Source organism: Serratia sp. AR11, assembly GCF_056376275.1.
Map to the genome: position 1 here is coordinate 663532 of NZ_CM150739.1, position 23847 is coordinate 687378.

Annotated in this window: 20 protein-coding genes; 13 read left to right on the forward strand and 7 right to left on the reverse strand. The window is 55.6% G+C overall.

From position 1 onward, the window contains the following. Position 1: 1 nt before the first annotated feature. Entirely contained in the window at positions 2–1309 is a 1308-nt protein-coding gene (locus ACSOSI_RS03135) for an MFS transporter (RefSeq protein WP_476706537.1), read from the forward strand. A gap of 52 nt (positions 1310–1361) precedes the next feature. Here the strand turns inward: ACSOSI_RS03135 and satP are convergent, their stop codons facing one another. Continuing rightward, positions 1362–1961, reverse strand: coding sequence for an acetate uptake transporter (gene satP, locus ACSOSI_RS03140; protein ID WP_012005143.1), 600 nt, complete (start codon positions 1959–1961; stop codon positions 1362–1364). 324 nt (positions 1962–2285) lie between these two features. On the opposite strand from satP, the gene dnaK reads away from it, so the two are divergent. From dnaK to nhaR, 4 genes are all read left to right on the forward strand, one after another. After that, positions 2286–4199 carry a molecular chaperone DnaK gene (gene dnaK, locus ACSOSI_RS03145; RefSeq protein ID WP_012005144.1) on the forward strand — a complete coding sequence of 638 codons (1914 nt, stop codon included), beginning with the start codon at positions 2286–2288 and terminating at the stop codon, positions 4197–4199. 106 nt (positions 4200–4305) lie between these two features. Further along, a complete protein-coding gene (gene dnaJ / locus ACSOSI_RS03150) occupies positions 4306–5433 on the forward strand; it encodes a molecular chaperone DnaJ (protein WP_012005145.1) in 1128 nt (375 codons plus the stop codon). Positions 5434–5669: 236 nt separating this feature from the next. After that, a complete protein-coding gene (nhaA, locus tag ACSOSI_RS03155; protein ID WP_041418458.1) occupies positions 5670–6836 on the forward strand; it encodes a Na+/H+ antiporter NhaA in 1167 nt (388 codons plus the stop codon). A gap of 199 nt (positions 6837–7035) precedes the next feature. Next, the gene (gene nhaR / locus ACSOSI_RS03160; protein ID WP_004950031.1) at positions 7036–7935 is read left to right on the forward strand and encodes a transcriptional activator NhaR; all 900 of its coding nucleotides are present in this window, start codon (positions 7036–7038) and stop codon (positions 7933–7935) included. 69 nt (positions 7936–8004) lie between these two features. Here the strand turns inward: nhaR and rpsT are convergent, their stop codons facing one another. Continuing rightward, on the reverse strand, positions 8005–8265 hold the full coding sequence (gene rpsT, locus ACSOSI_RS03165) for a 30S ribosomal protein S20 (RefSeq protein WP_012005147.1): 261 nt from the start codon (positions 8263–8265) through the stop codon (positions 8005–8007). 390 nt (positions 8266–8655) lie between these two features. On the opposite strand from rpsT, the gene ribF reads away from it, so the two are divergent. The 5 genes from ribF to ispH are packed head-to-tail and all read left to right on the forward strand — an operon-like array spanning position 8656 to position 14358. After that, entirely contained in the window at positions 8656–9594 is a 939-nt protein-coding gene (gene ribF, locus ACSOSI_RS03170; protein WP_012005148.1) for a bifunctional riboflavin kinase/FAD synthetase, read from the forward strand. A gap of 32 nt (positions 9595–9626) precedes the next feature. Further along, entirely contained in the window at positions 9627–12443 is a 2817-nt protein-coding gene (gene ileS / locus ACSOSI_RS03175; protein WP_476706538.1) for an isoleucine--tRNA ligase, read from the forward strand. Next, entirely contained in the window at positions 12443–12952 is a 510-nt protein-coding gene (gene lspA / locus ACSOSI_RS03180; RefSeq protein ID WP_012005150.1) for a signal peptidase II, read from the forward strand. The genes ileS and lspA overlap by 1 nt, the downstream gene beginning before the upstream one ends. 1 nt (position 12953) lies before the next feature. Then, a complete protein-coding gene (gene fkpB, locus ACSOSI_RS03185) occupies positions 12954–13424 on the forward strand; it encodes an FKBP-type peptidyl-prolyl cis-trans isomerase (RefSeq protein ID WP_012005151.1) in 471 nt (156 codons plus the stop codon). Beyond that, a complete protein-coding gene (gene ispH, locus ACSOSI_RS03190; RefSeq protein ID WP_012005152.1) occupies positions 13405–14358 on the forward strand; it encodes a 4-hydroxy-3-methylbut-2-enyl diphosphate reductase in 954 nt (317 codons plus the stop codon). The genes fkpB and ispH overlap by 20 nt, the downstream gene beginning before the upstream one ends. Positions 14359–14663: 305 nt before the next feature. Here ispH and ACSOSI_RS03195 read toward each other — a convergent pair whose 3' ends face one another. After that, positions 14664–15587: a LysR family transcriptional regulator gene (locus ACSOSI_RS03195; protein ID WP_476706539.1), complete on the reverse strand. Its 924-nt coding sequence runs from the start codon at positions 15585–15587 to the stop codon at positions 14664–14666. A 191-nt stretch (positions 15588–15778) separates the two neighbouring features. Here ACSOSI_RS03195 and pvcA point away from each other — a divergent pair, with 191 nt between their 5' ends. The 3 genes from pvcA to ACSOSI_RS03210 all read left to right on the forward strand — a co-directional run bounded on the left by pvcA (position 15779) and on the right by ACSOSI_RS03210 (position 18975). Then, the gene (gene pvcA / locus ACSOSI_RS03200) at positions 15779–16744 is read left to right on the forward strand and encodes an L-tyrosine isonitrile synthase (RefSeq protein ID WP_476706540.1); all 966 of its coding nucleotides are present in this window, start codon (positions 15779–15781) and stop codon (positions 16742–16744) included. A 90-nt stretch (positions 16745–16834) separates the two neighbouring features. After that, on the forward strand, positions 16835–17698 hold the full coding sequence (locus tag ACSOSI_RS03205; protein ID WP_012005155.1) for a TauD/TfdA dioxygenase family protein: 864 nt from the start codon (positions 16835–16837) through the stop codon (positions 17696–17698). A 20-nt stretch (positions 17699–17718) separates the two neighbouring features. Next, positions 17719–18975, forward strand: a complete 1257-nt coding sequence (locus ACSOSI_RS03210) for a glycosyltransferase (protein ID WP_476707244.1) — start codon at positions 17719–17721, stop codon at positions 18973–18975. A gap of 53 nt (positions 18976–19028) precedes the next feature. Here the strand turns inward: ACSOSI_RS03210 and ACSOSI_RS03215 are convergent, their stop codons facing one another. Genes ACSOSI_RS03215 through ACSOSI_RS03230 form a run of 4 tightly spaced genes read right to left on the reverse strand, consistent with a single transcriptional unit; the run spans position 19029 to position 23842 of the window. After that, positions 19029–19811: an SDR family NAD(P)-dependent oxidoreductase gene (locus ACSOSI_RS03215; protein ID WP_261427621.1), complete on the reverse strand. Its 783-nt coding sequence runs from the start codon at positions 19809–19811 to the stop codon at positions 19029–19031. A gap of 25 nt (positions 19812–19836) precedes the next feature. Beyond that, positions 19837–20739, reverse strand: a complete 903-nt coding sequence (locus tag ACSOSI_RS03220) for a dihydrodipicolinate synthase family protein (protein WP_476706541.1) — start codon at positions 20737–20739, stop codon at positions 19837–19839. Beyond that, a complete protein-coding gene (gene ilvD, locus ACSOSI_RS03225; RefSeq protein WP_476706542.1) occupies positions 20739–22451 on the reverse strand; it encodes a dihydroxy-acid dehydratase in 1713 nt (570 codons plus the stop codon). The genes ACSOSI_RS03220 and ilvD overlap by 1 nt, the downstream gene beginning before the upstream one ends. 2 nt (positions 22452–22453) lie before the next feature. Beyond that, a complete protein-coding gene (locus ACSOSI_RS03230; RefSeq protein ID WP_126501273.1) occupies positions 22454–23842 on the reverse strand; it encodes an MFS transporter in 1389 nt (462 codons plus the stop codon). Positions 23843–23847: the final 5 nt, after the last annotated feature.

The following is a 23847-nucleotide window of genomic DNA, read 5'->3' on the forward strand; positions in this document are numbered from 1 at the left end:
TATGTCTCACGATAATAATCGCCGGTTAAACCGGCAAGACTACAAAACTCTGACGTTAGCTGCCCTGGGCGGTGCGCTGGAGTTCTATGATTTCATCATTTTTGTCTTCTTTGCGGCGGTGATGGGCGAGCTGTTTTTCCCGGCGGATATGCCGGAATGGCTACGTCAGGTGCAAACCTTCGGCATTTTTGCCGCCGGTTATCTGGCCCGCCCGCTGGGCGGCATTGTGATGGCGCACTTCGGCGATCTGGTCGGCCGCAAAAAAATGTTCAGCCTGAGTATTTTGCTGATGGCGCTGCCGACATTGGCGATGGGTCTGTTACCGACCTATGCCAGCATCGGCATTGCCGCACCGCTGTTGCTGCTGCTGATGCGAGTGCTGCAAGGGGCGGCGATCGGCGGCGAGGTGCCGGGGGCCTGGGTGTTTGTGGCTGAACACGTGCCGCGTCGGCGCATCGGTTTTGCCTGCGGCACGCTGACTGCCGGCCTGACCGTCGGCATCCTGCTGGGCTCGCTGGTGGCGACGGTAATCAACACCACGCTTAGTCAACAGACCATTATTGACGGTGGCTGGCGCATCCCGTTCCTGCTGGGCGGCATTTTCGGCCTGGTGGCGATGTACCTGCGCCGCTGGCTGCAGGAAACGCCTATCTTCATCGAGATGCAGGCGCGTAAGGCCCTGGCAGAAGAGCTGCCGTTGAAATCGGTGGTGCTCAATCATCGCAAGGAAGTGGTGGTGTCGATGCTGCTGACCTGGCTATTGTCCGCCGGCATTGTGGTGGTGATCCTGATGACCCCGACCTACCTGCAAAAACAGTTTGGTATCGCCCCGGCGTTATCGTTGCAGGCCAATAGCATCGCTACCATCATGCTGATCGCCGGTTGCATCATCGCCGGCTTGTCGGCGGATCGCTTTGGCGCCAGCAAAACCTTTATCGTCGGCAGCCTGCTGCTGGCCGGTTGCAGTTGGCTATTTTATCGGACGGTGGGCGAACACCCGGAAATGCTGTTTGCCTGCTACGCGCTGGTGGGTTTCAGCGTAGGCGTAGTGGGCGCGGTCCCCTACGTGATGGTGCGGGCTTTTCCGGCGGAAGTGCGATTTACCGGGATTTCGTTCTCATATAATGTCGCATACGCCATTTTTGGCGGTTTAACCCCAATATTTGTGACGTTGATCATGAAGTTAACCCCGTTAGCGCCCGCTTACTATGTGCTGGCGCTGTCGGGCATCGGACTGCTGCTGGGGATCTACCTGCATCGCGATCTAAACAGCGAAACCAAGGCACAGCGCGCCGGTTCCTACAGCTGAAAAAAAAGCCCTGCAATAAACCGCAGGGCTTCTGGTTTCAGGCCAGTGGCGTTTATGCCACTGCCCGAATTGGTTCTACATTGTCGACTGTTGGCTCGCCAATCGGCAGCACCGTGCGGCCAAACTGCTCGTTGAGCACTTCCGCCATGGCCAGGTAAATGGCGCTGGCACCGCAGATAATGCCTTCGTAGCCGGCAAAGTTCAGCAGCGCAGGGTTGCCGGTGATGTTACCGATGGCCAGCAGAGCGAACAGCAGCGTCAGGCTGCCGAACACGAACTGCAGCACGCGGTTGGCGCGCAGAGTGCCGAAAAACATGAACAGCGTGAAGACGCCCCACAGTGCCAGGTAAATCCCCAGCACGCCGGCATCGGTCGGTTCCGCCAGACCCAGACGCGGCAGCAACAGCAACCCAACCAGGCTCAGCCAGAAGCTGCCGTAAGAGATAAAGGCCGTCATCCCGAAGGTGTTGCCTTTCTTGTATTCCAGCAGGCCGGCCATAATCTGGGCAAGTCCACCGAAGAAAATCCCCATGCTGATAATGGCGGAGTTCAATGGGAAAAAGCCCGCGTTGTGCAGGTTCAGCAAGACGGTGGTCATCCCGAAGCCCATCAGGCCGAGAGGGCCGGGATTCGCCAACTTGTTGGTGTGCATAAGTCCTCTGCAATAACAGAAAATTAACGGAAACAGTGAAGTAAATTCATATATGGTCTGAATGGCCGAAAAGTTGATAACTTCCATCAGAGCGCGCGGCATCATAATGATCCCCAGAACAGGAAACAATGATCTGAGTGACGATAAAAAAGAATTTTTTTTTGTCCTGCCCCTTGATGCTCGGTTGTATGACCCCATCTTATTTGCAACCGCAGTTGCTGACCGCGGCTAAGACTGAAATGTTGGGCAGTTGAAAAACAAAAAATTGCCCACATATAGGTTAGCAACCTGACCGAATATGAATTTATTAGTGGAGACGTTTAGATGGGCAAAATTATTGGTATCGACCTGGGTACTACCAACTCTTGTGTAGCAATTATGGATGGTGGTAAAGCGCGCGTGCTGGAAAACAGCGAAGGCGACCGTACTACACCTTCGATCATCGCATATACCCAGGATGGTGAAATTCTGGTTGGCCAACCTGCTAAGCGTCAGGCTGTTACCAACCCACAAAACACCCTGTTTGCGATTAAGCGCCTGATTGGCCGTCGCTTCCAGGATGAAGAAGCGCAGCGTGATAAAGACATCATGCCGTACAAAATTGTGGCTGCTGATAACGGCGACGCATGGGTTGAAGTGAAAGGCCAGCGTGTAGCACCTCCGCAGATCTCTGCTGAAGTGTTGAAGAAAATGAAGAAAACGGCTGAAGATTACCTGGGCGAACCAGTAACTGAAGCGGTTATCACCGTACCTGCATACTTCAACGATGCACAGCGTCAGGCGACCAAAGACGCCGGCCGTATCGCAGGTCTGGAAGTAAAACGTATCATCAACGAACCGACCGCTGCGGCCCTGGCTTACGGCCTGGACAAAGAAGTCGGCAACCGTACCATCGCGGTTTATGACCTGGGTGGCGGTACTTTCGATATCTCTATTATCGAAATCGACGAAGTTGACGGCGAAAAAACCTTCGAAGTTCTGGCAACCAACGGTGATACCCACCTGGGTGGTGAAGACTTCGACAGCCGCCTGATCAACTACCTGGTGGAAGAGTTCAAGAAAGAACAAGGTTTCGATCTGCGCAACGATCCGTTGGCGATGCAGCGTCTGAAAGAAGCCGCTGAGAAAGCGAAGATTGAACTGTCTTCTGCTCAGCAGACCGACGTTAACCTGCCGTACATCACTGCAGATGCGAGCGGTCCTAAACACATGAACATCAAAGTGACCCGTGCAAAACTCGAGTCGCTGGTTGAAGATCTGGTTGCGCGTTCTATCGAGCCGCTGAAAGTAGCTCTGAAAGACGCAGGCCTGTCGGTTTCCGACATTCAGGACGTGATCCTGGTCGGTGGCCAGACCCGTATGCCAATGGTTCAGAAGAAAGTTGCTGACTTCTTCGGTAAAGAACCGCGTAAAGACGTTAACCCGGACGAAGCCGTTGCGGTGGGTGCTGCGGTACAGGGCGGCGTGTTGGCCGGTGATGTGAAGGACGTTCTGCTGCTGGACGTTACCCCGCTGTCGCTGGGTATCGAAACCATGGGCAGCGTGATGACTCCGCTGATCACCAAAAACACCACTATCCCGACCAAGCACAGCCAGGTGTTCTCTACCGCTGAAGACAACCAGTCTGCGGTAACCATCCATGTGCTGCAGGGTGAGCGTAAACGCGCTAACGATAACAAGTCACTGGGCCAGTTCAACCTGGACGGCATCCAGGCTGCTGCACGCGGTATGGCGCAGATCGAAGTGACCTTCGACATCGACGCTGACGGTATTCTGCACGTGTCTGCCAAAGACAAGAATACTGGCCGTGAACAGAAAATCACCATCAAGGCTTCTTCCGGTCTGAACGAAGAAGAAATCCAGAAAATGGTGCGTGATGCCGAAGTGAACGCCGAAGCGGACCGTAAGTTCGAAGAGCTGGTGCAGACCCGTAACCAGGCCGACCACCTGATCCACGGCACTCGTAAGCAGTTGGAAGAAGCGGGCGATAAACTGCCGGCGGAAGACAAAACGGCTATCGAAGCAGCGCTGAAAGATCTGGAAGTAGCGGTTAAAGGCGAAGATAAAGCCGAGATCGAAGCGAAGACCCAGGCTCTGGTGCAGGTTTCCGGCAAGCTGCTGGAAATGGCTCAGGCGCAGCAGGCTCAGCAAGGTGCTGATGCCGGTGCTGACAACGCGGCGCAGAAAGACGACGACGTGGTTGACGCTGAGTTCGAAGAAGTTAAAGACAAAAAATAATCGCCCTTAAGCGGGCACGGAACGGCCGAGAGGCCGTTACCGCAAACCAGCACGGGCGTCGAGGCAACTCTACGCCCGTGCACGCATGTTAAGGGTTACAGAAATAATGGCGAAGAAAGACTATTACGAGATTCTCGGCGTCTCCAAGACGGCGGAAGAGCGTGAGATCAAAAAGGCGTATAAACGTCTGGCGATGAAATTCCATCCTGACCGCAACCAGGAGCAAGACGCCGAAGCCAGGTTTAAAGAGATCAAGGAAGCCTACGAAATCCTGACTGACGCTCAAAAACGTGCGGCCTACGATCAATACGGCCATGCGGCCTTTGAACAAGGCGGTATGGGCGGCGGCGGCGGGTTTGGCGGCGGTGCTGAATTCAGCGATATCTTTGGCGACGTATTTGGCGACATCTTCGGTGGTGGCCGCCGTCAGCGCGCCAGCCGCGGTTCCGATCTGCGCTACAACATGGAGCTGTCCCTCGAGGAAGCGGTTCGTGGCGTGACCAAAGAGATCCGCATCCCAACGCTGGAAGAGTGTGGCGTTTGCCACGGCAGCGGCGCGAAGCCGGGCAGCTCGCCGGTGACCTGTCCAACCTGTCATGGGCAGGGCCAGGTGCAGATGCGCCAGGGCTTCTTTACCGTGCAGCAGGCCTGTCCGCACTGTCATGGTCGTGGTCAGATCATCAAAGACCCATGCAATAGCTGCCACGGCCACGGCCGGGTAGAGAAAGCCAAAACGCTGTCGGTGAAAATCCCGGCCGGCGTTGATACCGGTGACCGCATCCGCCTGGCGGGTGAGGGTGAAGCGGGTGAGCACGGCGCGCCGGCAGGCGATCTGTACGTTCAGGTTCAGGTGAAAGCGCACCCTATCTTTGAGCGCGAAGGCAATAACCTGTACTGTGAAGTGCCGATTAACTTCGCGATGGCGGCATTGGGCGGCGAGATTGAAGTCCCGACGCTGGATGGCCGTGTGAAGCTGAAGGTGCCGGCAGAGACTCAGACAGGCAAACTGTTCCGCATGCGCGGCAAGGGTGTCAAATCGGTACGTGGTGGCAGCCAGGGCGACCTGCTGTGCCGTGTGGTGGTAGAAACCCCGGTTAACCTGAACGACAAGCAGAAGCAATTGCTGAAGGAACTGGAAGAGAGCCTGGGTGGCCCTTCCGGTGATAAAAACAGCCCACGTTCGAAGAGCTTCTTCGACGGGGTGAAAAAGTTTTTTGACGACCTGACGCGCTAAGCTACTGTTTCCGTTAGCATACTGAATAACCCCGGCGTCAAAACCGGGGTTTTTTATTGCTTAACCTCCGCCAATAGCCCAGGTTAAAGTGTGATATAAATCGCTTATAGATCGGTTTTTACGATGTTTTAAGCATTTATAAACGTATTTTATCGAAGTGATTCGCCGTCTATACTCATTCCATTACTTTGTCTGCAGGGCCGTCTGTGCCTTGCGCTGCTCTGGAGAGACGTATTGTGACCAACATCATTCGTCAATTTTTACGTCAGGAAGCCGCGGGCGGCATTATCCTGATCGTAGCCGCGATTATCGCGTTGATCATGGCCAATACCCCAGCCCAGGGGATTTATCACGCCTTCCTCAATTTGCCTGTGATGGTGAAAGTGTCCTCACTGGAGATTGCCAAGCCACTGCTGTTGTGGATTAACGACGGCCTGATGGCGATCTTTTTCCTGGTGGTCGGGCTGGAGGTCAAGCGCGAGCTGATGCAAGGTTCATTGGCCGGGCGCGACAAGGCCGTGTTCCCGGCGATCGCCGCACTGGGCGGCATGCTGGCACCGGCATTGATTTACCTGATGTTCAACGGGGCGGACGAGGTTACTCGTCAGGGATGGGCGATCCCGGCGGCAACCGATATTGCCTTTGCCCTCGGGGTGATGGCGCTATTGGGTAACCGCGTGCCGACCAGCCTGAAGGTGTTCCTGTTGGCGCTGGCGATCATCGATGACCTGGGGGTCATTGTGATTATCGCGCTGTTCTATACCCACGAAGTCTCGATGGCGGCATTGGGCGTGGCAGCAGCCTCTATTGCCGTGCTGGCGTTTATGAACTGGCGCGGGGTGGGCAAAACCTCACTTTATATGATTGTCGGTCTGGTTCTGTGGGTGGCTATCCTCAAGTCCGGGGTACATGCGACGCTGGCCGGGGTTATTATCGGCTTTATGATCCCGCTGAACGTGAAGAAAGGGCCATCGCCGTCAGAGACGCTGGAGCATGAACTGCATCCGTGGGTGGCATTCCTGATACTGCCGCTGTTTGCCTTTGCCAACGCCGGGGTTTCATTACAAGGCGTGTCACTGAGCGGGCTGACCTCACTGTTGCCGGTGGGCATTGCGGCAGGCCTGTTTATCGGTAAGCCGTTGGGCATTTTCACCTTTAGCCTGCTGGCAGTGAAACTGGGTATTGCCAGGCTGCCTGAAGGAATTGGTTTCAAACAGGTGTTTGCCGTTTCCGTGCTCTGTGGTATTGGTTTCACCATGTCGATATTTATCGCTTCGCTGGCCTTTGGCGATGCGGATGTTGTACTGAGCACCTATTCGCGACTGGGGATCCTGATTGGGTCAACCACGGCGGCGGTGGTCGGGTATGGTCTGTTACGCATGTCGTTACCACGAGTCAGATAACTCTTTTAGGGGATCCCCTGTTCGTGGGGACTCACTACAATACAATAGCTGGTCGGAGCTGCGCAGGATAAAATATGCGCAGCTTCGGCCATTCTGTTTGGGACGAATGCAGCAACAGGTTGTCTGAAACAGGGAAAGGACATTAGTCGCTCGTTACGGCCGCAGTTTTGCCATGACGGAATGTTAAGGAGAGCACCTCGTGAGGATGTCGCATATCAACTTTAATCACCTTTACTACTTCTGGCAGGTCTGCAAGGAAGGTTCGGTGGTCGGCGCCGCAGAAGCCTTGTTTCTGACACCGCAGACCATCACCGGCCAGATCAAAGCGTTGGAGGAGCGTTTGGACGGCAAGCTGTTCAAGCGTCAGGGGCGTGGGCTGGTGCCATCCGAATTGGGGCAACTGGTTTTTCGCTATGCCGACAAGATGTTTATGCTCAGCCAGGAAATGCTGGATATCGTTAATTACCGCAAGGAATCCAACCTGCTGTTTGACGTCGGGGTAGCGGATGCGTTGTCCAAACGTTTGGTGAGCCAGGTGCTGGAGACGGCGGTAGTGGTGGATAATGAGCAAATTCACCTGCGCTGCTTTGAGTCGACGCATGAGATGCTGCTGGAGCAGCTCAGTCAGCATAAGCTCGATATGATCCTGTCAGACTGCCCGGTGGATTCCAGCCAGCAGGAAGGGTTGTTTTCGCTCAAGCTGGGTGAATGCGGTATCAGTTTCTTCTGCCGCCAACCGGCACCGGATCTGCCGTTCCCCGCCTGTCTGGAACAGCGAAAACTGCTGATCCCGGGTCGGCGTTCGATGTTGGGCCGTAAACTGCTGAACTGGTTTAACACCCAGGGCATTCAGGTGGAGATCCTGGGCGAGTTTGATGATGCGGCCCTGATGAAAACTTTTGGCATGTACCACAACGCGATCTTCGTTGCGCCGACGCTGTATGCGCAGGATACCTATAACGATGATGACGTGGTGGAGATTGGACGTATTGATAGCGTGCAGGAAGAGTACTACATCATCTTTGCCGAGCGCATGATCCAGCATCCGGCGGTACAGCGGGTGTGCAACAAGGACTTCTCTGCGTTGTTTGCTTACTAGACCGGGTAATGCAGACGTAAAAAAACCGGCCTGAGCCGGTTTTTTTTCAAGCAGACAACACGATGCTTATTACAAAGCGTTGATGCGCGCCGACAGGTTTGACTTATGGCGTGCAGCTTTGTTTTTGTGGATCAGGCCTTTAGCAGCCTTGCGGTCCACGATTGGTTTCATTACAGCGTAAGCAGCTTGCGCAGCTTCTTTGTCGCCAGTGGCGATAGCAGCTTCTACTTTCTTGATGTAGGTACGCATCATTGAGCGGCCGCTAGCGTTATGCTTACGACGCTTCTCAGACTGTACGGCGCGTTTCTTAGCTGACTTGATATTAGCCAAGGTACAACTCCCAAATATATTCTATTGAGGACAATTCGAAGGCCGAGGAATATGCCCTTTTGGCCTGCGTTTGTCAATGAATTTGTGCAAATAAGCGCCGTTTGTACGGGCGGCACTTGCTACGTTGTGATGGCGCAGGATTTTACCAGCTTCGGTCGTGGGAATACAGTGTTTCGCGAGAAAATTCACCAATGATTTGCCAGGGTCACCGCAACCCCTTGGCCGCAGTCGGTAATCATACGGATGGCGCCGGATAAACTGCGGTCAGGGCGTTTCACCTGCAGATTATCTCCGGTATGGTATGTCTATTACATAAAGGCACCAATCGCGGGTTAACCTTAACCGCTGTACAAGGTATAATCCGGCGATTTCCACTGTTTTGAGCCAGCTATGGAGCTAATTCGCGGCATTCACAATATCCGGGCACGCCACCATGGTTGCGTGCTCACCATCGGCAACTTTGACGGCGTACACCGCGGTCACCAGGCGTTGCTGGAGCAGCTGAAACAAGAGGGGCAACGCCTCGGGCTGCCAGTGATGGTCATGATCTTTGAGCCGCAGCCGCTGGAAATGTTTGCAGCGGACAAGGCACCGGCCCGCCTCACGCGTTTGCGTGACAAGGCCAAATATCTGGCGCAGGCGGGCGTTGACTACCTGTTGTGCGTCAAGTTCGACCCGCGTTTCGCTGCCAATACGGCGCAGGCATTTGTTGCCGAACTGCTGGTGGAGAAACTGGGCGTGAAATTCCTGATGGTCGGGGATGATTTTCGCTTTGGCGCGACTCGCCAGGGCGATTTTCCGCTATTGCAAAAAGCCGGGAAAGAATACGGTTTTGAAGTGATTAGCACGCCGACCTTCCGCGAGGGCGATCAACGCATCAGCAGCACCGCGATCCGCAATGCGCTGCGCGATGACGACCTGGCATTGGCTGAAACGCTGCTGGGCCATCCGTACAGTATTTCTGGTCGGGTGGTACACGGCGATGAACTGGGCCGTACCATCGGCTTTCCCACCGCCAACCTGCCGCTGAAACGCCTGGTTGCCCCGGTGAAGGGAGTCTATGCGGTGGAGGTTTATGGCCTGGGGCCCCAGCCGCTCCCCGGCGTGGCCAATATTGGTACACGCCCAACCGTTGCCGGCGTGCGACAGCAGCTGGAAGTCCACCTGCTGGATGTCACAATGGATCTTTACGGGCGCCATATAGACGTGGTGCTCCGCGCGAAATTGCGCAATGAACAGCGTTTTGCTTCGCTCGATGCGCTGAAGCAGCAAATCGCCAATGATGTGGTGACGGCCCGGAAGTTCTTCGGGCTACAGACACCGGTTTAATCTCTATAGCCGAAAACGGAACCGAGAATCTAATGAGTGACTACAAGAATACCCTGAACTTGCCGGAAACAGGGTTCCCGATGCGCGGCGATCTGGCCAAGCGTGAACCTGGCATGCTGCAACGTTGGTATGAACAGGATCTGTACGGGATGATTCGTACTGCCAAAAAGGGCAAGAAATCCTTCATTCTGCATGACGGCCCTCCGTATGCGAACGGCAGCATTCACATTGGTCACTCGGTTAACAAGATTCTCAAAGACATTATTATCAAGTCGAAAGGGATGTCCGGTTTCGACTCGCCTTACATTCCGGGTTGGGACTGCCACGGCCTGCCGATCGAACTGAAGGTCGAGCAACTTTACGGCAAGCCGGGTGAAAAACTCACCGCGGCAGAATTCCGTATCAAGTGTCGTGAGTACGCCGCCGAGCAGGTTGAAGGCCAGAAGAAAGACTTCATCCGCCTGGGCGTGCTGGGTGACTGGGGTCGCCCGTACCTGACCATGGACTTCAAAACCGAAGCCAACATCATCCGCGCGCTGGGTAAAATCATCAGCAACGGTCACCTGCTGAAAGGCGCCAAGCCGGTGCACTGGTGTACCGATTGCCGTTCTTCCCTGGCGGAAGCGGAAGTGGAGTATTACGACAAAACTTCGCCGTCGATCGATGTGGCTTTCCACGCGGTTGACGCGGCTGCCGTAGCGACCAAATTTGGCGTGACCCGCTTCAACGGCCCGGTTTCTCTGGTTATCTGGACCACCACCCCGTGGACGCTGCCGGCTAACCGCGCCATCTCGCTGCACCCGGAATTTGCCTACCAGCTGGTACAGGTAGAAGGCCAGTGCCTGATCCTGGCGGCTGAGCTGGTTGAAAGCGTAATGAAACGCGCGGGCATTACCCATTGGGAAGTCCTGGGCAGTTGCAAAGGTGCCGATCTGGAGCTGATGCGTTTCGAACACCCGTTCATGGGCTTCGACGTACCGGCGATCATGGGTGAGCACGTCACGCTGGATGCCGGTACCGGTGCGGTACACACCGCCGGTGGCCATGGCCCGGATGACTTTGTCATCAGCCAGAAATACGGTCTGGAAATCGCCAATCCGGTAGGGCCGAACGGCTGCTATCTGACCGGCACCCATCCACTGCTGGATGGCAAGTTTGTGTTCAAGGCCAACGATTTGATCGTTGACTTGCTGCGTGAGCAAGGCGCATTGCTGCACGTGGAAAAACTGGTTCACAGCTACCCGTGCTGCTGGCGCCACAAAACGCCGATCATCTTCCGCGCGACCCCTCAATGGTTCATCAGCATGGATCAGAAAGGCCTGCGCAAGCAGTCGCTGGAAGAGATCAAAGGCGTGCAGTGGATCCCTGAATGGGGCCAGGCGCGCATCGAAACCATGGTTGCCAACCGCCCGGACTGGTGTATTTCGCGTCAGCGTACCTGGGGCGTGCCAATGTCACTGTTTGTGCACAAAGACACCGAGCAACTGCACCCACGCAGCGTTGAGCTGATGGAAGAAGTGGCCAAGCGCGTTGAGCAGGACGGTATTCAGGCGTGGTGGGATCTGGACGCGGCCGACATTCTCGGTGCGGATGCTGCCGATTACGTGAAAGTACCAGACACCCTGGACGTCTGGTTCGACTCTGGTTCGACCCACTCTTCCGTGGTCGACGTTCGTCCCGAGTTCAATGGCCATGGTGCCGACATGTATCTGGAAGGCTCCGACCAACACCGCGGCTGGTTTATGTCATCACTGATGATCTCCACTGCGATGAAAGGCAAGGCACCGTATAAAGAAGTTCTGACCCACGGCTTCACCGTGGACGGTCAGGGCCGCAAGATGTCCAAGTCGATCGGCAATACCATCAGTCCACAAGACGTGATGAACAAGCTGGGTGGCGACATCCTGCGCCTGTGGGTCGCTTCTACCGACTACACCGGTGAAATTGCCGTGTCGGACGAGATCCTGAAACGCTCCGCCGATTCTTACCGCCGCATCCGTAACACCGCGCGCTTCCTGCTGGCCAACCTGAACGGGTTTGAGCCGAGCACCGACTGCGTGGCACCGGAAGAGATGGTAGTCCTGGATCGCTGGGCGGTGGGTCGTGCACTGGCGGCGCAGCAGGATATCGAAAAGGCTTACGCCAATTACGATTTCCATGAAGTGGTACAGCGTCTGATGCAGTTCTGTTCTGTTGAGATGGGCTCCTTCTATCTGGATATCATCAAGGACCGTCAGTACACCGCGAAAAGCGACAGCGTCGCCCGCCGTAGCTGCCAGACTGCCTTGTTCCATATCGCAGAAGCGCTGGTTCGCTGGATGGCACCGATCATGTCGTTCACTGCCGATGAAATCTGGGCCTTCCTGCCGGGCAAACGCGCGCAGTACGTATTCACTGAAGAGTGGTACGACGGCCTGTTCGGTCTGGCCGAAGGCGAAGGCATGAACGATAGCTTCTGGGCCGAGCTGCTTAAAGTCCGCGGCGAAGTGAACAAGGTGCTGGAACAGGCTCGTGCAGACAAACGTCTCGGCGGTTCTCTGGAAGCCGCGGTGACGCTGTATGCCGATAGCGAACTGGCTGAACGCCTCAACAGCCTGCAGGATGAACTGCGCTTTGTGCTGCTGACCTCCGGCGCGCGCGTTGCACCTCTGGCCGATGCGCCGGCAGATGCACAAGCTGCAGAGCTGGTGAAAGGCCTGAAAATTGCCTTCAGCACCGCAGAAGGTGAGAAGTGCCCGCGCTGCTGGCATTACACCACCGATATCGGCCTGGTGGCGGAGCACGCAGATCTCTGCGGCCGCTGTGTTGTCAACGTAGCCGGCGACGGCGAAAAGCGTAAGTTTGCCTGATGAGTAAACCTATTTGTTCGACCGGCTTGCGCTGGCTATGGCTGGTAGTGGTAGTGCTGGTGCTGGATTTTGCCAGCAAGCAGTGGATCCTCGGTAACTTCGTGCTGGGCCAGTCCCAGCCGCTGATCCCGTCGTTCAATCTGTTTTATGCGCGTAACTACGGTGCCGCATTCAGCTTCCTGGCCGATCACGGCGGTTGGCAGCGCTGGTTCTTCGCCGGTATTGCCGTCGCCATCGTGGCGGTGCTGCTGGTGATGATGTACCGCAGTTCGGCGCAGCAAAAACTGAACAACATTGCCTATGCATTTATCATCGGTGGAGCGCTCGGCAACCTGTTCGATCGCTTGTGGCACGGCTTCGTGGTCGATTTTATCGACTTCTATGTGGGCAACTGGCACTACCCGACCTTCAACCTGGCGGATAGCTTTATCTGCGTGGGGGCGGCGATGATCGTGCTGGAAGGCTTCTTGTCGCCGGCGAACAAAAGTGCAAAGAGCAAAGGTGAGTAATATGACGGCTCAGGTTAAGGGCGACAGCGAAGTATTGGTTCACTTCACGCTGAAACTGGAAGACGGAACGACGGCAGAATCCACTCGTGGCAACGGTAAACCGGCGCTGTTTCGTCTGGGCGACGGCAGCCTGTCCGAGCCGCTGGAAGCGCAGTTACTCGGTCTGAAGGCGGGCGACAAGTGCGCCTTTACCCTGCAACCGGAAGCGGCGTTCGGCGAAGAGAACCCGGACCTGGTCCAGTTCTTCTCACGTCGTGACTTCACGGAAACCGGCGTACCGGACGCGGGTACCATCATGCTGTTTACCGCGGTCGACGGCAGCGAAATGCCGGGTGTGGTGCGCGAGGTGGCGGAAGATTCGATTACCGTTGATTTCAACCATCCGCTGGCGGGCCATCCGGTCACCTTCGATATTGAAGTGCTGGAGATCGATCCGCAGCAGGAGGAGACGCATGCAAATATTGCTGGCTAACCCACGCGGCTTTTGCGCCGGGGTTGATCGTGCGATCAGTATCGTTGAACGCGCGCTGGAAATTTACGGTGCGCCTATCTACGTGCGTCACGAAGTGGTGCATAACCGCTACGTGGTCGATAGCCTGCGTGAGCGTGGGGCGGTGTTTATTGAGGAAATCACCGAAGTGCCGGACGGGTCGATTCTGATCTTCTCGGCGCACGGGGTTTCCCAGGCGGTAAGAGCAGAGGCCAAGGCGCGTGATTTAACCATGTTGTTTGACGCCACCTGCCCGTTGGTGACCAAGGTGCATATGGAGGTGGCGCGAGCCAGCCGCCGTGGCACCGAGGCGATCCTGATCGGCCACGCCGGTCACCCGGAAGTGGAAGGTACCATGGGCCAGTACAGCAACCCGAAGGGCGGCATGTACCTGGTGGAGTCACCGGACGACGTCTGGAAGCTGCAGGTGAAGGATGAAAGCAACCTGTGCTTTATGACGCAAACCACGCTGTCGGTGGACGACACTTCTGACGTGATTGATGCCTTGCGCAAGCGTTTCCCAAGCATTATCGGGCCGCGTAAGGACGACATCTGCTACGCAACCACCAACCGTCAGGAAGCGGTACGCAACCTGGCCGGGGATGCGGACGTGGTGCTGGTGGTGGGGTCGAAAAACTCGTCCAACTCCAACCGTTTGGCCGAATTGGCGCAGCGGGTTGGCAAACCGGCATACCTGATCGATTCCGCCGCTGACATTCAGGAAGCCTGGCTGAAGGACGCTCATAATATCGGCGTTACCGCTGGGGCTTCGGCACCTGATGTGTTGGTACAGGATGTTATCAGCCGCCTGAAAGCGCTGGGCGGTGTCAACGTGCAGGAAGTCAGCGGCCGTGAAGAGAACATCGTGTTCGAAGTACCGAAAGAGCTGCGGGTTGATATCAAACAGGTCGATTAATCAGCATCGGGCATAAATAAGATAACGGGGAGCTTCGGCTCTCCGTTTTTTTTTAGGGAGCGGTACCCGGCAATAAAATTATTAAAAATGAACTTGAGGAATGACTGATTCAAATTTTCTGTTATTTAAAGTCAAATTTGTTCTGACAATTTGAATTAATGGCAGAGGGAATGATTATATAGACAGTGATAAAGTTATTAAGGTTAATATCATTAGGCTGCAATCTAAATAAACTCTGGTGCTGGTCAGCAACGGGCTGAAAGGTTAAATAACTAAATTAATTGGCGTTACAGATTATTCTTATTTTAAATGCGTAATTGTCCTACGGAATTTTGCTCTTTTTGCTGTAAATGGATTTTCATATGTTCAAGTAAACGACGGACCTTTAATGGTTGGCTGTCCCTGCGCGGCATAATGGCATAGCAACTAATATCTGGTAGGCGCCACTCTGGCAGTACCTCGACCAGCTCACCCCGGTTCAATTCCTTTTCAACATTGACGAAGAAATTACGGATGATCCCTTTACCGGCCAGCGCCAATTCTTTCATTGCCATGCCGTTATTGGTAAATAAACGCCCGGTCATGCGCAGCCGATGCTCGTCGCCATCAGGGTGGAGCAGACGAACAAATTGTGGATTCCCCAACGGGGTAAAAGTGACCCATTGATGGTGCATCAACGCCTGCGGAGTTTCTGGCATGCCGTGGTTGGCAAGGTAGGCCGGCGAGGCACACAGCACTTCCCGAAAGCGCCCCAGACGGGTAGAGACATAGCTGGAGTCAGCCATCACGCCACCGCGGATCGCCAGATCAATACGCTGGTTTATCAGGTCGATCTTTTCATCATGAATTTCCAGCCTCAGTGTGATGCGCGGGTGTTCGTCCAGGAAGCTTTGCAGCGCCGGTACCAGATAATGAGTGGCAAACTCCGTAGAGGTGGCGACGCGCAGTTCCCCGGCCAGTTCACCGCGTAGCGCGGCAATACGTTGTTGCCCGCGTTCGGCGGCATGGATCATCAACACGCAATCCTCATAAAAACACAGCCCGGCCTCGGTCAGGCTCAGTGAACGGGTAGAACGCAGAAGTAATTGAATGCCCAACTCGTTTTCCAGCAGGCGGATATGTTGGCTGACGGCGGAGGTTGTAATGCCTAATTCTTTGGCTGCCGTGCTGAATGCGCCGCAATCGACAACTTTAGAAAAAATAGCCATGCGTTTTAGAATATTACTCATAGTTTGTTAAGTTCAACTTAACCAAGATTGTTAATTATAAGGGCTAATAATATAGCATTATCTCTTCTATATTGCCTGACGCAGATAAATCGCGAGGTAAGTCCGACTTCCCGTTCGGCCTCTCTCTTTTTGATAAGTCTTATTGCGTTTGCAAATAAGTTGCCTGTGCCACATCTGAACAGGAGTTAATTGTGGATAGTGCTCGCATTGAACAAATATCGTTAAAAATCCTTCATGAGCTATTGCAATATCGGCGTCGATTTCCGGGTGGGGAAAGTTCAAACGCTGAAGAGGAACAGGCAGTTGCTCTGGTGCAATTACCGCGTATTCGGGAATTTATTGAAAATGAGCAGCGCATTGAATTTGTCCTGCCTGCCTTCCCGACCAAATCACCCAATACTAATAAGGTGATCGGTGCACTGCCCGATATGGCCGAACGACTGTCATTGATATTTCTTAATTCCCTCTGTCAGCGTATTCAGCTTTATTACCCGCCGGGTGCTCATATCATCATCTGCTCCGATGGCCACGTTTTCGGTGATTTAATCCGTGTCAGCGACGACGCGATCAACCGTTATCAGCATGAAATTGAAAACCTGCTGCACGAGGTGGGGGCGACTCATCTGAGCGTTTTCAATCTGGGTGACGTGGAAGGGCTGGCCGAGTATACCGGTGACTATGACCTGCTGCGGCAGTTGCTGGTTGACGGCTATGCCGAGCCGGAGGAGACGATCAAACACCGGTTGATGCAGGACGAGCAGGGGTTGCAGTTGTATCGTGCAATCACCCGATTCCTGTATGAAGACAGCCAACTACCGGGCTACAGCGGCTCCAATGCAGCGCTGCAGAAAGACGCCAAACAGCGCGCCTGTGGCGTGATCCAGCGCAGTTGGGCCTGGGGCAATTTGCTGGCCCAGCATTTCCCGCTGGCAATACGTTTGTCGATTCACCCACAGCCCGCCGACAGCCTGAAAATGGGGATCCACATGATGCCGACCAAAGACGACTGGCTGACTCCCTGGCATGGCGTGGCAGCCAACGTTAACGGACAGTTTGTGCTGATGAAGCGCAAAGACGCGCAGCAGCTGGCGGGCGAACTGGTGGCGATCCGCGGAACACCCAGCCATTACCTGGTTGAACAGCCACAGATGGCGTAATGCAGCATCTTGCGCCCGCCACTTTAACGGGCGTCTTTTAACGGCACGGTGGCCGTGTGAGCAGCAAATTCGATTCAAGGAGAGTGACCCATGGAAAATCAAACGCTGAACTGCCGCATTGAACTTAATACCCCTTTTGGCGCAGTGCTGACCCCGCAGTATCCTGGCCAATCTATTCGCGAACTGCCGGTGGCAGCGCTTCGTTCACTGGCCCAGCAGCATCACCTGCTGGTGCTGCGCGGCTTCGACTCTGGTTTTACCGATCCGCAGTTACTAACCCGCTATGCCGAAGGCTGGGGCGAAATCATGATGTGGCCGTTCGGAGCGGTGCTGGACGTGAAAGAGCATCCGGATGCCAAAGATCATATTTTCGACAGCAGCTATGTGCCGTTGCATTGGGATGGCATGTACAAGCCGACCATTCCGGAATTCCAGCTGTTCCATTGTGTGGCAGCACCTTCACAGGATGAAGGCGGCCGCACTACCTTTGTCGACACCACGTGCCTGCTGGCTAATGCCGATGAGTCTTTGTTGGCGCAGTGGCGGGAAGTGTCGATCTCTTATCGCATTAAGCAGGTGGTGCATTACGGCGGTGAGGTTCGTTCGCCGCTGGTAGTGGATCATCCGAACGGTAATGGGCAGATCATGCGCTACAACGAGCCGCCGACCGAAGGCAAAAAGTTCCTTAACCAGCACGCGCTGGAATATCACGGGGTGCCGCAGGAGCAGCAGGAGGCATTTCATCAGACCCTGCAACAGCATCTCTACGATCCGCGTCATTATTACGCCCATCAATGGCAGCAGGGAGATGTGGTGATAGCGGATAACTTCTCGCTGCTGCACGGGCGCGAAGGCTTTACCGCGCGTTCTGCTCGCCATTTGCAGCGGGTGCATATTCAGAGCAACCCGGTGTGCGCCAATCAGGCACTGAAGCCAGCTAACGCAGAGGTTTAATCCCTATGGCAAGTATTCTGATGACCGCAGTGGCCACGCCCGGCCACGTTTATCCGATGCTGAGCATTGCCCGGTACTTGATTGGGCAAGGGCACCGGGTGCGGGTGATGACCGGTGCGCTGTTTCGTCAACGCGCTGAGGCAGCAGGCGCGCAGTTTATCGCCTTTGATGAGCGGGTAGATTTCGACTATCGCTATCTTGAGCAGCACTTTCCTGAACGGGCTGCGCTACCACCGGGCAATGCACAGATGGCACTGGCGCTGAAAGACTTCTTTGCCGCCCCGATCCCGTTGTTGGATCAGCAGTTACGCAGCGTGATGGCTGCCGAGACTCCTGATCTGTTGATCGTGGAAAACTGCTTTTATGGGGTGCTGCCGTTGTTACAGAGGACGGATCGTCCACCGGTGATTGGCATTGGGGTAACGCCGTTGTCGTATTCCTCAAGGGATTCAATCTTCTATGGGCCGCGTATTCCTCCTGCGCTGTTGCCACGAGAGCTGCAGCGAGAGCAGTTGGTGGACGAAGACACTCGCGCGTTAATTGATGAGGTGCAACGGAGTTTTGATATTGCGATGGCACAATCTGGTAGCCGGCCGCTGCAACAGCCTTTTACCGATGCGTTGATTGGCGGCTGCGATCGCTTTTTGCAACTGGCCACTCCGGCGCTGGAGTATCAGCGCGAAGATCTGCCGGACAGCGTGCGCTTTATCGGGCCGCTGCGCAGCGCGGTGGCGGCGGTTGAAGCCACCGATGAATGGGAGGAGGCCGACCGGCGGCCGTTGGTGATTGTTTCGCAGGGGACGCTGGCGAATGTCGATCTGCACCAGTTGATTGTCCCGACGCTGAAAGCACTGGCTGAATTGCCGGTACGGGTTTTGGCGACCACTGGCGGGCGTGCCGTCGACCCACTGCTGGCGCTGTTGCCCGCTAACGCCAGAGCGCGGGAGTTTATCTCTTTCGAACACTGGCTGCCGCAGGCGGCGCTGCTGATCACCAACGGTGGCTATGGCTCAATCAACTACGCCCTGGATCAGGGAGTACCATTGATTGTTGCTGGAACCGGCGAGGATAAACTCGAAGCCGCCGCCAGAGTGGTGGCAGCGGGCTGCGGCATTAGCCTGCATACCAGCACCCCGGATGAGGGGCAGTTGCGTCAGGCGGTGCAGCAAATTCTGGATCAGCCGGCTTATCGGCAGCGTGCTGCGGTGGTGCAGACCGATTACGCCCGTCATGATGCACTGATGGCAATCGCCGACGAGGTGGCTACGTTAACCTAGCCGGTTGAATGGTCTGTCGAACGGGGGGCTTTGGCTCCCCGTTTTTCTTTCAGTTAGTCGGGGTCTTCATCCTGCATGATGGCACTGCGCCCTCCGTCCATCACAATCGTGGTGCCTGCGATAAATCCCGCGTGTTCACTGGCGAGAAACAAACACAAATCACCGACTTCTTCAGGTGCTCCCAGGCGGCCGACCGGGTGCTTGTTTACGGTTCTTTCCCGCGCCAGTTTGGCATCTGGGTGGCTATCGAACCAGGTTTGGTTGCCTTCGGTATCGATAAAACCAGGAGCAATCCCCAGAGTGCGGATCGCCGGACCCCACTCGATAGTCAGGCTTTGTACCAGGGAGAGTAGTGCCCGCTTGCTGATGTTATACGGCGCACAGCCCGGCAGGGTGGAGAATGCGTGGTTGGAGGTGATCACCAGGATCACGCCACGGCTTTGGGTCAGGGCCGCACGGGCACATTTGGCCAGATACCAATGTGAGCGCAGATTGAGATTGAAGTTATGTGTCCAGTCTTCTTCTTCGCAATCAATGCCTTTGAAAACGTTTTTACCGGCGTTGGAAACCACAATATCGATACGATGGAACCGTTGCTCAGTATTGGCGACAAAACGTTTTATCTCGGTGGTCTGCGTGACATCCACCGAGTCGTAGAAAAAATGTTGCGGGTACTCGCGCCGCAATTGCTGGGCATGGGGGGCTTTCTCCAGGGCTGGTTCGGCGCAACCCATAACGCTATCGCCGTTAGCGAGAAAGGCCTTGGTAATAGCCAGACCTATGCCCTGGCTGGCACCGGTGACGATCACCACTCGTCCGGATTTGTCGATAAGCATATAAACCTCGGCAAGGACTGTTTTGCTAAAGAGAAAACTGGCCTAAAAACCGGTCGATCATCAGGTGATCGTCTGCGGTGAGTTGCCAGCCGGGGTGACGGCAGTAATCGGTGGCAATGATATTGCGCCGCTGCAGAATCGTCTTCTCAACCTGAATAATGTATTCGCAGTGGCTCATCCAGCGCTGAATGTAAGGCAAGAGTGCCTGATGCAGCCTTTGCGCCAGTTCAGTCTCTCCGGCTTGCCAGTGGCGATAAATCCGCAGATAAACCTCACTGAACGAACCGCCGGGCATCACGCCTTTGCCGCCCGCCGCCAGCATCTGCAACATATAAAGCCCGGCATAGCCATTTAACACGCTGGCCTGCGGCGCCAGTTGCAGAAATTCTTTGGTGTAATCCACCGGCGGATTGCACTCTATCTTGAACACCGCATGGGGGTAGCGTGCCGCCACGTCAGCCAATTGTTGAGGCGTGATCGGCGACCCGGTTTCGCCCGGCGCGTATTGCACCATCACCGGGATGTCTACGGCATCCAGTACGGCAAAAATGTGCTGTTGGATCGCCTGCGGACTGGGCTGCAGGAAAAATGGCGGCAGCAGCATCAACGCGTCCGCCCCCAGTTGTTGATAATGACGAGCGCGTTTAACGGCGACTTCGCTGCTGTGATCGGTGACTGAGATCGCGCGGTACAGTGGGGCGCCCGCCAGCGTGGCGATAAATATTTCCGCCAGCCGAGCGCGTTCGCGGTCGTCCAGTTTAGGGAACTCACTGGCGATGCCAAACAGCGTCGTTCCCTGAACGCCGGTGGCGGCTAAATGCTCCAGCAATCGCACAAAACTTGCTTCATCTATCTCGCCGTCAGCCCTAAACGGCATAGCGACAATAGGATTGACGCCGCAAATATCTGCGGCTTGATAACGGCTCATTATTCTTCCTCCCTGTCAGCCAGTACGGCACCCTGAGCGGCCGGCATTGCCCAGCGGCGATAAAGTCGCAGGAAACCGCGTGGCACTTCTTTATCCACCGGTTGCCAGGTTTTACGTCGCAGGATCAGTTCGCTCTCGCTGACATGCAGCGTTAGGGTACGAGCTGGAATATCGATGGAGATCGGGTCTCCGTTCTGCACCAGTGCCAGTTCGCCGCCCTCCACCGCCTCAGGTGAAATGTGGCCGACAAACAGCCCGCGGTTGGAACCGGAGAAACGGCCATCGGTGATCAAGGCGCAACTGTCGGACAGGCCCATACCTTCCAGTGATTTCATCGGTTTATACATTTCCGGCATGCCGGGGCCGCCTTTAGGCCCTTCGTAACGCAACACCAGTGCGCTACCCGGCTTAATTTGACCGGACATAATGGCGTCGACCGATTCCTGCTCGCTGTTGAACACCACAGCGGGACCACGGAAACGCATCAAATTTTCCGGCACGGCCGCAGGCTTCACCACGCAGCCGAGCGGCGACAGGTTGCCGTGCAGCACGGCAACGCCGGCTTCATTGCGCACCGGAATGGCCAGGGTGTGGATGACCTCCGGACGTCGGCTCGGCGGGGTCTTCGCCACTAGCTCAGCCTTGGTTTTGCCGGTGACGGTCAAGGCGTTAAGGTCGAGCAGTTTGGCAATCTCAACTTCGACCGCCGGTACGCCGCCCGCCTCCCAGAAATCAATCATGTCATGCTCGGAGGCCGGGTACAGCGAGGCGACCAGCGGCACCTGATGGCTCAGCTCATCGAAGGCGGACAGCGGCAGATGCCCCAGTTCGGCTTCGTAATAAATGGCTTGCAGATGCAAAATGGCGTTGGTGGACCCCCCAGTGGCCAACAGATAGACCATCGCATTACGGATCGATGCGGTGGTGATGATTTGGCGTGCGTTGATGCCATTGAGCACCAGCGCCACTGCCTGGCGGCCGGTTTCGACAGCACATTCGCGCCGCTCTGCTGATACCGCCGGCAGTGTGCTGCTACCCGGCAGGCTCATACCCAAAACTTCGCCGATACAGCACATGGTGTTAGCCGTACCGTACATGGTGCAGGAGCCGGGGCCTGGCTCGGCGATATTTTCGATATGAGCGAATTCTGCCTCATCGATTTCGCCGCGTTTTTTCCAGCCGATGGCTTCGGTGACGATGTTGCCGTCCCAGTGCTTGCCTTTATATTCCGCCGGATACATCGGCCCACCGTTGACCATGATCGCCGGAACGTCCAGCCGTGCCGCCGCCATCAGCATGGCAGGCACAATTTTGTCGCAAGATCCCAGCAGTACCATGCCGTCGAAACGATGGGCGCGCATCATCACTTCAATTGAGGCGGTGATCACCTCGCGGGCGGCCAGGATGTAGCGCATGCCCAGATGTCCTTCGGCAATGCCATCGCAGGGGGCGATAGTACCGAACACCATGCCGACACCACCGGCCTCTTCAATACCCTGTAACACCCTGGCCGTCAGTTCATTGAGGTTGACGTGGCCGGCGGTGGCATTGGTATAACTGTTGACCACGGCGATCACCGGGCGTCGCAGTTGTTCGTCGCTGTGGCCCATCGATTTATACAACGCACGTTTCAGCGCACCGTCATCACCCTCGAGGATTGGGTTAAAATGCGCGCCGCAACTGCCGCCGCCACAGGTTCCACATCCGCTCATAATTAAAATCTCTCAGTTATATTTAAAGGGCCTTCGGTATCAGGCTGAGTCGCCTGATGCGGTTTGATCTTTGGGTTTATCAATCTGGCCGGAAGCATGAAGATCAACGGGGCGCAGAGCAGCAGGAAGCCCGCCAAAATATACAGTCCACTGTCAGTCTGGCCGGTTTGGTCTTTCAGCCAGCCGAGCACCGTGGGGCCGAAGAACCCCGCGAGATTGCCGACCGAATTCACCAGTGCGATACCGGCTGCTGCCGCAGTGCCGGAAAGCAATGCGCCCGGCAGGCTGATATAGGTGGGGATCAGCGCCAGGGTGCCGGACATGGCAACGCAGATCCACGTCATCATCCAGAAGGTCGAGCCGCTGCAGTAAGCGCTGAGTGTCAGCCCGATGCAGCCGATCACCGCCGGGATGGCGATATGCCAGCGCCGCTCCTGTTTCAGATCGGAGTGTCGGCTGTTCCATATCATAAACAACGCGCCAAATACGTAGGGCAAGGCCGCCAGCAGGCCGATTTGCAAATCGTCGCTGATGCCCGAGGTTTTGATGATGGAAGGTAGCCAGAAACTGATGCCGTAGTAGCCGACATTAAAACTGAAGAAAATCAATGCCAATAGCCAGACGTAGCGGTTAGCCAGCATCTCTTTGAGACTGTGAGCCGCTTTGCCGTTGGCCGCCCGGTCGCGGTTGGCCTGATCTTTAGCCAGATCGGCCTGTACCAGGTTTTTCTCTTCGGCGGTTAGCCACTTGGCTTCGGCCACATTGTTATCCAGGTAACGCAACACCACAAAGGCCAGGAGTAAAGACGGGATTGCCTCAATCAGGAATAGCCACTGCCAGTTATGCAAGCCGCCGACGTTTTCAAACAGCTTGAGGATCAAACCCGACAGCGGGCTGCCGATGATCACCGACAGCGGCGTGACCAGAATAAACAGCCCCAGCGTGCGGGCGGAACGCCATGATGGGAACCACAGCGTTAAATAGAACACGATGCCGGGGAAGAAACCGGCTTCGGCCACGCCGAGCAGAAAGCGCAACACGTAAAAGCTGGTGGGGGTGGTGACAAACATCATGGCCGCTGACAGTACTGCCCAAGTCGCCATGATGCGGGCTATCCAGAATCGTGGCCCAAAGCGTTGCATCAGCAGATTGCTGGGCAACTCAAAAATAAAATAACCAATGAAGAAGATACCGGCGCCCAGGCCATAGACGGTATCGCTGAAGTTCAAAGCATCCTGCATATGCAGCTTGGCGAACCCGACGTTAACGCGGTCCAGGTAAGCGAAGAAATAACACAGGATCAAAAAAGGGATCAGGCGGCGTGTGATCTTACCGTAGACCTGTGTTTCAACGGCTTGCTTCACCGTCTGCTTTTCCGTCGTCAACTTCATGAGCG

Bases quoted from the DNA above. Each gene is read 5' to 3' on its own strand.
- ACSOSI_RS03210 (WP_476707244.1), top strand. From the start codon at position 17,719: ATGACCGCAGTGGCCACGCCCGGCCACGTTTATCCGATGCTGAGCATT.
- ACSOSI_RS03215 (WP_261427621.1), bottom strand. From the start codon at position 19,811: ATGCTTATCGACAAATCCGGACGAGTGGTGATCGTCACCGGTGCCAGC.
- ileS (WP_476706538.1), top strand. From the start codon at position 9,627: ATGAGTGACTACAAGAATACCCTGAACTTGCCGGAAACAGGGTTCCCG.
- ACSOSI_RS03220 (WP_476706541.1), bottom strand. From the start codon at position 20,739: ATGAGCCGTTATCAAGCCGCAGATATTTGCGGCGTCAATCCTATTGTC.
- ACSOSI_RS03205 (WP_012005155.1), top strand. From the start codon at position 16,835: ATGGAAAATCAAACGCTGAACTGCCGCATTGAACTTAATACCCCTTTT.
- ACSOSI_RS03195 (WP_476706539.1), bottom strand. From the start codon at position 15,587: ATGAGTAATATTCTAAAACGCATGGCTATTTTTTCTAAAGTTGTCGAT.
- ACSOSI_RS03230 (WP_126501273.1), bottom strand. From the start codon at position 23,842: ATGAAGTTGACGACGGAAAAGCAGACGGTGAAGCAAGCCGTTGAAACA.
- ispH (WP_012005152.1), top strand. From the start codon at position 13,405: ATGCAAATATTGCTGGCTAACCCACGCGGCTTTTGCGCCGGGGTTGAT.
- satP (WP_012005143.1), bottom strand. From the start codon at position 1,961: ATGCACACCAACAAGTTGGCGAATCCCGGCCCTCTCGGCCTGATGGGC.
- ilvD (WP_476706542.1), bottom strand. From the start codon at position 22,451: ATGAGCGGATGTGGAACCTGTGGCGGCGGCAGTTGCGGCGCGCATTTT.
- ACSOSI_RS03135 (WP_476706537.1), top strand. From the start codon at position 2: ATGTCTCACGATAATAATCGCCGGTTAAACCGGCAAGACTACAAAACT.
- fkpB (WP_012005151.1), top strand. From the start codon at position 12,954: ATGACGGCTCAGGTTAAGGGCGACAGCGAAGTATTGGTTCACTTCACG.
- dnaJ (WP_012005145.1), top strand. From the start codon at position 4,306: ATGGCGAAGAAAGACTATTACGAGATTCTCGGCGTCTCCAAGACGGCG.
- lspA (WP_012005150.1), top strand. From the start codon at position 12,443: ATGAGTAAACCTATTTGTTCGACCGGCTTGCGCTGGCTATGGCTGGTA.
- ribF (WP_012005148.1), top strand. From the start codon at position 8,656: ATGGAGCTAATTCGCGGCATTCACAATATCCGGGCACGCCACCATGGT.
- dnaK (WP_012005144.1), top strand. From the start codon at position 2,286: ATGGGCAAAATTATTGGTATCGACCTGGGTACTACCAACTCTTGTGTA.